This is a genomic window from Thiomicrorhabdus sp. (genome assembly GCF_041583835.1).
Classification (GTDB): Bacteria; Pseudomonadota; Gammaproteobacteria; order Thiomicrospirales; family Thiomicrospiraceae; genus Thiomicrorhabdus.
This window is the reverse complement of record NZ_JBFHFC010000015.1, coordinates 41,179-52,792: the sequence shown is the minus strand read 5'-3', so window position 1 is coordinate 52,792 and position 11,614 is coordinate 41,179. Positions and strand designations below refer to the sequence as shown.

The 11,614-nt window shown below is 45.4% G+C and carries 10 protein-coding genes and 1 tRNA gene; all 11 read right to left on the bottom strand.

Going from position 1 to position 11,614, the window contains the following annotated elements; genetic code table 11:
• Positions 1-96: 96 nt before the first annotated feature.
• The 11 genes from ABY044_RS08590 to nuoF all read right to left on the bottom strand — a co-directional run bounded on the left by ABY044_RS08590 (position 97) and on the right by nuoF (position 11,611).
• Positions 97-173: transfer RNA gene (locus tag ABY044_RS08590), tRNA-Met, on the bottom strand.
• Between the two features lie 86 nt (positions 174-259).
• Positions 260-580: a DUF2818 family protein gene (locus ABY044_RS08585; protein WP_373019904.1), complete on the bottom strand. Its 321-nt coding sequence runs from the start codon at positions 578-580 to the stop codon at positions 260-262.
• A gap of 63 nt (positions 581-643) precedes the next feature.
• On the bottom strand, positions 644-2,089 hold the full coding sequence (gene nuoN / locus ABY044_RS08580; RefSeq protein ID WP_373019902.1) for an NADH-quinone oxidoreductase subunit NuoN: 1,446 nt from the start codon (positions 2,087-2,089) through the stop codon (positions 644-646).
• A gap of 23 nt (positions 2,090-2,112) precedes the next feature.
• The gene (locus ABY044_RS08575; protein ID WP_373019900.1) at positions 2,113-3,627 is read right to left on the bottom strand and encodes an NADH-quinone oxidoreductase subunit M; all 1,515 of its coding nucleotides are present in this window, start codon (positions 3,625-3,627) and stop codon (positions 2,113-2,115) included.
• 34 nt (positions 3,628-3,661) lie between these two features.
• Positions 3,662-5,635: an NADH-quinone oxidoreductase subunit L gene (nuoL, locus tag ABY044_RS08570; protein WP_373019898.1), complete on the bottom strand. Its 1,974-nt coding sequence runs from the start codon at positions 5,633-5,635 to the stop codon at positions 3,662-3,664.
• A gap of 6 nt (positions 5,636-5,641) precedes the next feature.
• On the bottom strand, positions 5,642-5,947 hold the full coding sequence (gene nuoK / locus ABY044_RS08565) for an NADH-quinone oxidoreductase subunit NuoK (RefSeq protein ID WP_373019896.1): 306 nt from the start codon (positions 5,945-5,947) through the stop codon (positions 5,642-5,644).
• Positions 5,944-6,585: an NADH-quinone oxidoreductase subunit J gene (locus ABY044_RS08560; protein WP_373019895.1), complete on the bottom strand. Its 642-nt coding sequence runs from the start codon at positions 6,583-6,585 to the stop codon at positions 5,944-5,946. The genes nuoK and ABY044_RS08560 overlap by 4 nt, the downstream gene beginning before the upstream one ends.
• Before the next feature lie 16 nt (positions 6,586-6,601).
• Positions 6,602-7,093 (bottom strand): NADH-quinone oxidoreductase subunit NuoI, encoded by a 492-nt coding sequence (gene nuoI, locus ABY044_RS08555; protein ID WP_373019894.1) that lies wholly within the window; start codon positions 7,091-7,093, stop codon positions 6,602-6,604.
• A 12-nt stretch (positions 7,094-7,105) separates the two neighbouring features.
• Positions 7,106-8,167 carry an NADH-quinone oxidoreductase subunit NuoH gene (gene nuoH / locus ABY044_RS08550; protein ID WP_373019892.1) on the bottom strand — a complete coding sequence of 354 codons (1,062 nt, stop codon included), beginning with the start codon at positions 8,165-8,167 and terminating at the stop codon, positions 7,106-7,108.
• 5 nt (positions 8,168-8,172) lie between these two features.
• Positions 8,173-10,284, bottom strand: a complete 2,112-nt coding sequence (gene nuoG, locus ABY044_RS08545; protein ID WP_373019890.1) for an NADH-quinone oxidoreductase subunit NuoG — start codon at positions 10,282-10,284, stop codon at positions 8,173-8,175.
• 46 nt (positions 10,285-10,330) lie between these two features.
• The gene (gene nuoF, locus ABY044_RS08540) at positions 10,331-11,611 is read right to left on the bottom strand and encodes an NADH-quinone oxidoreductase subunit NuoF (RefSeq protein ID WP_373019888.1); all 1,281 of its coding nucleotides are present in this window, start codon (positions 11,609-11,611) and stop codon (positions 10,331-10,333) included.
• Positions 11,612-11,614: the final 3 nt, after the last annotated feature.

Below are 11,614 nucleotides of genomic sequence, written 5' to 3'. Positions count from 1 at the left end.
TGCAAAATCGGTGCAACTTGAATTACAGACAAAAAAAATGGGCTAGTGCTGCAACACTTAACCCATTGATTTCAATACTTAAATTGTATTTGAATTTGGTAGCGGGGGCTGGATTTGAACCAACGACCTTCGGGTTATGAGCCCGACGAGCTACCAAGCTGCTCCACCCCGCGTCAATTTGTAGTTCGTAACGTTTCCGTTTCGATGTGGCGTATTATAGGGGCTTACAGAATTATTACAACCCCTATTCCGTATAAACTTAAACTTTTTTGGAATTAAGAAAATTCTTAAGGTTATAGCGGTAAATAAAGCCTGGAAAAGCGAAAATTACGAACATAAAGAACGTGACCGTATAGAACTCCCAACCTTGTGCCTGAACATGCCCCATGCTCTTATTTTCAAGCAGGTAAGCCAAGATTCCCGTCAGAATGAAATACAGCAGCCATTCCAATAAATTGATCATGAAAGACTTGTTAGGGACTTTGATAAACACGAAAATCCGGTTAGAAAGAATCCATGGAACATTCGCTAAAACGATAGCGGTAATTAATAGTAACCAAACAGCCTGATCTAAACTCATAAGAATCTCTCTTTGTATAAAAAAAGCCCGTTAGGACGGGCTTTTAATTATTGCATATATTGATTATTGAATACCAATGCTTTGGTAACTCAATTCAATCAACGATGAAGGCATCAAACCTAGCACTAGCAGCGCGATTGAAACCAGACTTACCGCCCAGTTCAATTGTGAGCTAACCGGTGCCAATGGCGTTTCATCTTCGGTTTTATCAAAGTACATGGCTTTGACCACACGTAGATAGTAGAACGCACTGATAACGGCCGTAATCACGGCAATGATCGCGATCCAGGTAAATCCGGCCTTAACCACTTCTTCAATAACAACCACTTTAGCGAAGAAGCCAATGAACGGAGGAATACCCGCCATAGAGAACATGACGATCAACATCATGAACGCCAACCAAGGGTTACGCGCATTCAAGCCTTTAAAGTCGGCAATCTTGTCGAATTCATTACCGGTACGCGACAAGGCAATGATCATACCGAAACCGGCCACACCCGTAATTGCATAAACAATACTATAGAACATGGCACTGGCGTAACCGTCCGGATTAGCGGCAAGGATACCCAATAATAGGAAACCGACGTGACCGATACCGGAGTAAGCCAACATACGCTTTAGGTTTTCCTGAACGATCGCTACAAATGCACTGACAATCATCGAAAGAATCGACAGGATGATGATCAGTGTTTGCCAATCGCCAACCAAGCCAGGCATCCCTTCCGCCAACAAACGGTAAAGGATCGCGAAACCGGCGATCTTAGGAGCCGTACCTAAATAAAGGGTAACGGCAGTCGGCGCACCATGGTAAACGTCCGGCATCCACATATGGAAAGGTACCGCACCCAGTTTGAACGCCAAACCGATAACGATGAAGACCACACCGAATGAAAGTACGACTGAATCCGCTTTACCTGAATCGATGATCTTAGCGATTTCAGGCAGAGTGATTGAACCGGTTGCGCCGTAAATCATTGAGAAACCGTACAACAGAATACCGGTTGCCAAAGCACCCAAAACGAAATATTTCATCGCCGACTCGATCGCATCGGACGAATCGCGTCTTAGAGCGATCATGGCGTACATGGAAAGCGACATGATTTCCAAACCTAGGTACAACGTAATGAAGTTATGAGCCGAAACCATAACGAACATACCTAGAACACCGAACAATCCTAATACAAAGTATTCGCCGCTGAAGAATTTCTGCTGCAGCAAGTATTCTTTAGAGAACAGGAAGATACCCAAAGAAACCAGGATAATGAAAAGTTTAAGGATATCGGCAAAACTATCGCGTACAAAACTACCGTCAAACGTAATAACTTGACTGGTAGCGAAGCTTGTCATAATAAAATACGCAACCACCAACAAGGTAGCCTGTACTGCATAGTAAGTCGCAAATTGATAACGCTTAGACCAGAAAGTATCGGCGACCAAAATAAATGAAGCCATCGCCAAAAGAACCATTTCTGGTATTGCGGGTGCAAAAGCAGGTATTACAAAATTCATACTGTTAATTCACCTATATCCAATTAAAGTTTTGAAGTTGTTGCTTGAATAAGCAAGTTTTCAACGGAAGTATGCATCACTTCCATCAATGGTCCTGGGTAAACACCCAGAGCAACAACCGCAACGGCCAAGGTTGCCATAATGGCAAACTCGCGCTTGTTAAGGTCTTGTAAGTTTTCAACGTTCTCATTGGTAATCGGACCGAAGAATACACGCTTAACCATCCATAGCGTATAAGCGGCACCGATAATCAAAGTCAACGCAGCAATCGTTCCGTACCATAGGTTCGCTTTGAACGAGCTAAGAATAACCATAAACTCACCCACGAAGCCGGAAGTACCTGGAAGACCGACGTTCGCCATCGCAAACAATACGGCGAACATGACAAACCAAGGCATCTTGTTCACAACACCACTATAGGCTGAAATTTCACGCGTGTGCATACGGTCGTAAAGTACACCGATCGCCAAGAACATCGCACCCGAGATGAAACCGTGAGAAACCATCTGAACCATGGCCCCTTCCATACCCAATTGAGCACCTTGAAGCGTACCGGTATTCTGAAGGATGTCGTACAACACGAACATACCCAACGTCACGAAGCCCATGTGAGAGATCGAAGAATAAGCAACCAGCTTCTTCATATCGTTCTGAACCAATGCGATTACACCGATATAGACGATCGCGATCAAAGACAAACCAATGACTAACCAATCAAGTGCCATTGACGCGTCAGGCGTGATCGGCAAGCTGAAACGGACGAAACCGTAACCACCCATCTTAAGCATGATCGCCGCCAGTACGACAGAACCGGCAGTTGGTGCTTCAACGTGCGCATCCGGCAACCAAGTGTGTACCGGGAACATCGGAATCTTAACCGCGAAGGCAATCAGGAACGCCAAGAAAATCAAGGTCTGAGCCGTCATTCCCAAGTGCATTGTGTGCATATCAAGGATTGAGAAGCTGCCTGACTGATAGAACATATACAGGAAGCTAACCAACATGAATACCGAACCGAAGAACGTATACAGGAAGAACTTCAAGGTCGCGTAAACACGGCGAGGTCCACCCCATTTACCGATAACGATAAACATCGGAATCAACAACGCTTCCCAGAACACATAGAACAGAATCGAATCCAGAGCAACGAATACACCGGTCATCATCCCGCCCATGATCAGGAAGGCACCCATGTATTGTTCGACACGTTCTTTAATAACGTCCCACGCAGAGGCCACAACCAATACTTGAGTAAAAGTGGTCAACAATACCAATGGCATGGATAAACCGTCCACACCTAAGTGATAGTAAATATTGAACGATGGAATCCATTCAACTTTTTCGACAAATTGCATGGAAGCCGTCGTTGTATCGAAACCGAACCAAAGCGGTAACGATAAAACGAAGGTCAACATTACGGTCGCCAAAGAAAGCCATTTGGCGGCAGAAGCATTATTACGGCCTGCAAAAAGAACTAACAAGCCACCGATAATCGGCAGCCAAATTAGAGTACTTAATATAGGATAGCTTGATAACATGTAGTCTATTCCCTTCTCTTATTATTCTTCTAAATTACCAAAGTACCCAAACCAGCATCGCTAGTAGGCCGAAAATCATCACAAACGCATAGTGGTATAAATACCCTGTCTGTGCTTCGCGTAAACTGTTTGCAGAATTCAAGATTGCATAACAGGTATTCATGATCACACCGGTATCGATCAACTTGATATCTACCGACTTGGTGAAGAATTGACCCAACTTACGAGTTCCGTTGACGAAAACGATTTCATTCAAACGGTCGAACCCATAGGCGTTATCCAACATGTAGTAACCGCGAGGACACATTGACTTCAACTTACCTGGGATATCAGGACGCTTGATGTATAGGATCCACGCCAACAACACACCGGACAGAGCCAAAGCAACCGGCAATGTCATGAATGAATGCACGATCATATCCAACACGCCGTGATAATAATTGTTGTAAACCGCCATCATGGTGTCGTTCTGAGCCGTAACGAAAATCGACTCGTTGAAATACGTTCCGTTCAACATCGGCTCGATCATAGGTAGCCCCATCAACACAGCCGGAATAGACAATAGAATCAACGGCAATGTAACGACCCAAGGCGATTCTTTCATTTCGTGAGTACGCACGTACTCGCTCTCTTCACCGTGGAAAACGATAAAGAACATACGGAAGCTATAGAAAGCGGTCACGAATACACCTGCCATCAGCAACACATAAGCGAAAGTAGCGCCGAAACGATCACTTTCACCTAAAGCCAACAAAATGCTGTCTTTAGAGAAGAAACCTGAGAATCCTGGGAATCCGATCAAAGCCAAAGAACCGATCAACATCGCCATATATGTAATAGGCATATACTTTCTTAAGCCACCCATATCACGGATGTCTTGTTTATGATGCATCGCGATAATGACCGAACCGGCCGCCAAGAACAATAAAGCCTTGAAGAACGCGTGCGTCAATACGTGGAACATACCTGCCGCATAAGCCGAAGCACCCAATGCCGCAGTCATATAACCCAACTGGGAAAGCGTCGAGTAAGCAACTACGCGTTTGATATCGTTCTGGATTAAACCTAGCAACCCCATCATGAATGCCGTCAAAGCACCGACAACCAAGACGAAACTCAATGCCGCTTCCGACAATTCAAATGCAGGAGACAGACGCGCCACCATGAAGATACCCGCGGTAACCATGGTTGCAGCGTGGATCAAAGCGGAAATAGGCGTCGGACCTTCCATCGATTCAGGAAGCCAAACGTGCAACGGCATCTGAGCCGATTTACCCATGGCACCGATGAACAATAGAATTAACATCAATGTAATCATCGACCATTCAACGCCCGGTACGATCTCAATCATCACATCACGCTGAGAGGTCAGCTGAGCGAAGAATTCTTGATAGTCCATGGTATTGAAGTAAACGAATACCATCGCAATACCCAGGATGAAACCGAAGTCACCCACACGGTTAACCAAGAAGGCTTTCAAGTTTGCCTGAATCGCCGACTCGCGCTTCATGTAGAAACCGATCAATAGGTAAGAAACCAAACCTACCGCTTCCCAACCGAAGAACAGCTGTAGGAAGTTGTTTGCCATAACCAATGAAAGCATTGAGAACGTAAACAACGAGATGTAACTGAAGAAACGCTGATAGTAAGGATTATGGTGGTCGTAATCTTCATCATGATCCATATAACCGATGGTATAGATATGTACCATCAAGGATACGAAGGTTACCACCAACATCATCGTGGCGGACAGCTCGTCGATCATATAACCGATTTCAAAACGGATACCGTCCGTTACCATCCACGTGTAAAGGCTGGCGTTGTATGGATCGTTGCCTTGCAATACAAATAGCATGAAGACATAGAAAGACAATACAGTTGAAATCGCCACACCGATAATCGTTGCAGTATGCGCACCTTTGCGCCCAACCTGTCGACCGAATAAACCGGCAATCATTGAGCCGAATAACGGCGACAATAAAATAACGGTAAGAATAAAGTGTAACATCAACAACTACCCCTTCAGCGATCCAAGATCATCAACATTGATGCTCTTGCGATTACGGAACACTAGTACAATAAGAGCCAAACCAATCGCCGCTTCCGCAGCAGCAACCGTAAGAATGAAGAAAACAAAAATCTGGCCCGTAACATCATTCAAATAGTATGAAAACGCAACAAGATTCGTATTAACGGCTAACAAAAGCAATTCGATAGACATCAACAAAATAATGATGTTCTTACGATTCAGGAAAATCCCCGCCATACTGATCGTAAAAAGAATGGCGCTAAAAATAAGGTAATCCGATAAAGCGATCACTTGCTCTCCTCCTCTTTTGCCGGTAGCTCTTTTTCGACTACCGCATCCATTTTCACCATTCTCAGACGGTCGGACGCCTGTGTTTTAACCTGCTTATCAATGTTCTGATAAAGCACTTCTTTAGGCGCACGACGACGTAGCGTTAAAGCGATAGCCGCGACAATACCGACCAACAGAAGAACTGCAGCCAAAACAAAGGCGTACGCATGTGTTGTATAAAGAGGTACGGCGATGGCGGCGGTGTTATTAAAGTCCGCATCGTGAACGACCGGCGCACCGGTTACTTCCAAACCGAAATGTGCAGGCCCTAGAACCATATACATCATACCGAAAGTCGCGACTGCAGCAATCGCACCCAATGACAAGTAACGGGTAAAGCCTTCTTTCAGTTTCGCCAGGTTGATGTCCAACATCATGACCACGAACAGGAACAGCACCATAACCGCTCCGACATAGACCAGAATCAATACCAAGCCGAGGAATTCAGCTTGCGCCATAATCCAAACGCCAGCCGTTGAAATAAACGCTAATACCAACCATAAAGCGGCCTTAACAGGGTTTTTAACCGTAATCACCATCAAACCAGAGACGACGGCCATTGCAGCAAGTACATAAAAAATAAATTGCTCAAATGTCATGTTGAATTCTCTTTAATTAACGATATTTAGCGTCTGCCGCACGATCCGCAGCAATTTGTTGTTCGTGTTTATCACCAAATTCCAATAACTTGTCTTTGGTCATAATGTGCGGACCGCGCTCTTGGAATTCATATTCAAAGATACGAGTTTCAACAACGGCATCAACCGGACAAGCTTCTTCACAGAAACCGCAGTAGATGCACTTGAACATATCAATATCGTAACGAGTCGTTCTACGCGAACCATCATCGCGCTCTTCGGACTCGATCGTGATTGCGTTTGCAGGACAAACCGCTTCACACAATTTACAAGCGATACAACGCTCTTCACCGTTTTCATAACGACGCAACGCGTGATGTCCTCTAAAACGAGGAGAAAGCGGAGTCTTCTCTTCCGGATAACGAACCGTAATTTTCTTTTTAAAAAGGTATTTTCCGGTTAACGCAAGCCCTTTGAATAGTTCAGTCAATCCAAAGGTCTTAACTTGATGTTTGATGAATTTAACCATTTTTACCTCTAATTAATTAAACCAAGGACCGAACTTGAAGTATTGCATTGCACCAACAACGAATACCCAAACGATTGTCACAGGAATTAACACTTTCCAACCTAGACGCATCAACTGGTCATAACGGTATCTTGGGAAAGTGGCACGAAGCCATAGGAATACAAACAATAAGAAACTAACCTTAAAGGCTAACCAACCAAATGCCGGTACCCATGCAAATAGCGTTTCCAATCCAGGAATACCTTCAAACGGAGACAACCATCCACCCAAGAACATGATGGCGGTCATGAACGAGATCAGGATCATCATCGCGTATTCAGCCAACATGAAAACACCGAATGTCATACCGGAATATTCAACGTGGAAACCGGCAACGATTTCAGCTTCCCCTTCGACGATATCGAAAGGCGTACGGTTGGTTTCCGCCAAACCTGACAGAAAATAAACGACGAACATAGGCAACAACGGTAATAGATACCAGTGCAGAATACCGCCCTGCTGGCCTTTTACGATTTCAGACAGGTTCATGCTGCCGGCAATCATCAATACGGTTACCAGAGCGAAGCCCATAGCGATTTCGTAAGAGATTTTCTGCGCCGATCCACGTAGAGCACCCAAGAAAGCATACTTTGAGTTGGAAGCCCAACCGGCAATGATCGTTCCGTATACCAAAATCGATGAAACCGCCAGGATATAAAGAATACCGGCGTTGATATCGGAAACGACGACTTCCGGAGAAAACGGTACAACCGCCCATACCGCAACCGCAGGTGCGATAGACAATACCGGTGCCACAATAAACAAGAATTTATTGGATTGTTGAGGGAAGATTACCTCTTTGGTCATCAATTTGATCGCATCGGCAATCGGCTGTAACCAACCGCCCGGACCGACACGGTTAGGTCCCATACGTACCTGCATGTACCCGATTACCTTACGTTCAGCGTAAGTCAACAACATGACCACAATCATGATTGGAAGAATCACGAACAGCGCTTGAATGACTAAAGTAATAACAACAGCCAACCAATCGAATAAGAAGGTAGATAAAAAGGCTTGGATCGCATCAAACATCTAGATTATCCTCTTTTCGTTAGTTGAGCGTTGGCATCAGGAGTCGCCTGTAAAGACGGTGAACGTCTGACAATACTGTCGATCACATACGGCGAAAGCACGCTGAAAGTTTCAGTTGCATTATCCAGAGTCATTTCAACCTTACCGAAATCGATATTCGATGCTTGGTTATCCATTACTTCTGTCAAAACTTGGTTCGAATGCGTCTGCTCGAAACCTTCAAGATCGAACAAGTTACCTAAAACACGTAACACTTTCCAACCGGCTTTTGAATCACCTTTTGGCTCGACCGCCATCTTGAACGATTGTTTCAAACCGTTGGCGTTCACATACGTACCCGCCGTTTCGGCAAACGTCGCCAATGGTAGCAATACATCGGCGTATTCACGCTGTGCTTCGCTATCGAAAGCAGTCATATTGACCACGAAACCGGCTTGCTGCATTGCTTTCAAAGCGATTTCTGATTCAATGCAATCCAATTCCGGCTCGACACCGAAGTTGATGAAGCAGTTCATATTGCCTTTCAACATATCCGAAACGTTCTTACCGTTTTGAGGGAGTACGTTTACAAGGTGTGCACCGACTTCGTTAGCCGCAATAGGCAGAATATTCAAACTTGCACCGGTCGCATCAGCAATCAATGCCGCCAATTTCTGCAATTTCGCATAACTTGAGTGGTTCTGACTGATCTGCCCTAGCATGATCGCAGCATTTTCAGCCGCTTTCAGCGATTCTGCAATTTGACGATGTTCATTAGTTACTTCTACAGAAGCCAACCATGTCTGATCGTTTTGATCCGCCATTTCAACAGCCGCTTTTGCGATACCGGCTAACTGCGCCACCAAATTATCTTGATCCGCGATGATCTTACCGGATAACGGATAGTTGAAATCCAATTCAAGCGGATTAACAACGTGCGCTTTCGCACCCGCTAAAACCGCTTTACGAATACGATGGTTAAGAATTGGTAATTCTTTACGTAAATAAGTACCGACAAGCAATACCGCCTGTAAATCATCAACCGCTTCAATCGCAGGTACTAAAGCTGGCGTATGGAAGCCGTTAGCATCCAAGCTGAAATCAGACTGACGTAAACGGTGATCTATGTTTTCAACCCCTAATCCGCGTGCCAGTTTCTGCAATAAATGCAACTCTTCAACAGTCGCGCTCGCAGAGGCCAAAACACCAACCTTAGAAGCATCGGACAATTTAGCCTTTAGACCGTCAACAACAAACTGCAGTGCAGTTTCCCAATCAACCGTCAGCCATTGGCCGTTCTTTTTGATCTTCGGCTGTGTTAAACGATCCGCGGCATTGATCCCTTCATAAGCGAAACGGTCTCTGTCAGAAAGCCAAACTTCGTTGATCGATTCGTTTTCACGAGGAACGACACGTTTGATTTCACCGTTTTTAGAGTGAAGAATGATGTTTGAACCGATACTGTCATGCGGAGCGATTCCGTTATGGGCTTTCAATTCCCATGCACGTGCAGAATAACGGAACGGTTTTGAGGTTAAAGCACCTACCGGACAAAGATCGATCATATTCCCCGACATTTCCGAAGTGATCGACTTCTCGATATAAGTACCGATTTCCATCCATTCACTACGGCCGGTTGCACCCAGTTCCATCATACCGGCCACTTCCTGACCGAAACGCACACAACGGGTACAGTGGATACAACGAGTCATATCCGTTTGAATCAATGAACCGGCTTCGCGGTCACCGACGATACGTTTGGCTTCGGTATAACGGGAAACATCGTCACCGTAATCCATTGCCACGTCTTGCAATTCACACTCACCACCCTGGTCACAGATAGGACAATCCAGCGGATGGTTGATCAGTAGAAACTCCATCACCGATTTTTGTGCCGCAATTGCCTTAGCCGACTTGGTATGAACCTTCATACCGTCCGTAACAGGCGTCGCACAAGCCGGAAGAGGCTTCCAAGCCCCTTCGACTTCTACCAAACACATACGGCAGTTCGCAGCAATTGAGAGCTTTTTGTGGTAACAAAAACGGGGGATTGAGATCTGCGCTTTATCAGCGACATCAATCAGCATGTCACCCTCACGCGCTTCGACAACTTGTCCGTTAATTTCTACTTTTACCATAATTCTTTAACCTAATTAAACTTAGCTTAGTAATCTAAGGATTCGATTATTGACGGTCGTAAATACTACAACCGTGATCAATATAATGTCTGAATTCATGCTCATAGTGTTCAAGCGCACTGGTCAGAGCAATCGTTGCCGCATCCCCTAAACCACAGATAACATTACCCATGATTTTGCCGGATACGTTTTTCAAGCTTTCGATATCCTCAGGACGGCCCTTACCTTCGCGAATTCGCTTAACAACGCGGTACAACCAACCGGTACCTTCACGACAAGGCGTACACTGACCGCAGGATTCATCCCAATAAAAATGACTCAGATTCTCGATCACCTTAACGATGTCAGTCTGATCATCCATGATGATGACCGATCCGGCGCCCAGGAACGAACCGGCTTTGGCGATAGAATCGTAATCCATATTCATCGCCATCGCTTTTTCAGCCGGTAGGATCGCCGTTGATGCACCACCCGGAATAACGCACTTCAATTGACGTCCTTTCCAGATGCCGCCGGCGGCTTCCAACAAGTCTTTAAATGGGGTTCCCATACGAACTTCAAAGTTACCCGGCTTTTCTACGTGCCCGGAAACTGCATACAATTTGGTTCCACCTGCGTTTTCAACACCAAGGTCGGCAAACCACTGTCCGCCTTTAGCCAGAATCATTGGAATCGATGCCAAAGTTTCGGTGTTGTTAATCGTAGTCGGCTTACCGTATAAACCGTAACTTGCAGGGAAAGGCGGCTTGAATCGCGGCTGACCTTTTTTACCTTCGATCGACTCGATCAAAGCGGTCTCTTCACCACAGATATAAGCACCCGCACCCAAATGCGTGTAAAGATCGAAATCAAAACCGGAACCCAGGATGTTCTTCCCTAATAGCCCTGCTTCACGAGCCTGGTTAACCGCATTATCAAAACGCTTATAAGGCTCCCAGAACTCGCCGCGAATGTAGTTATAACCCGCTGTCGCACCGATTACGTAACCTGCAATCATCATCCCTTCAATCAATTGATGAGGGTTGTAACGCATAATGTCACGGTCTTTAAACGTACCCGGCTCACCTTCATCGGAGTTACACAGGATGTACTTGTCACCCGGAGCCATGCGGTTCATGAAGCTCCACTTCAAACCAGTCGGGAAACCGGCACCGCCACGTCCGCGAATTCCTGAAGTTTTGACTTCTTCAATGATTTCTTGCGGATCCAAGTCGCCGGCCAGTACTTTCTTCCAAATTTCATAGCCACCGTTCGCCATGTAGACATCAATGTCCCATGAACGGTCTAAGTGATTTAAACGGTAGCAGCATTCATTTTGAGGCATCATAAC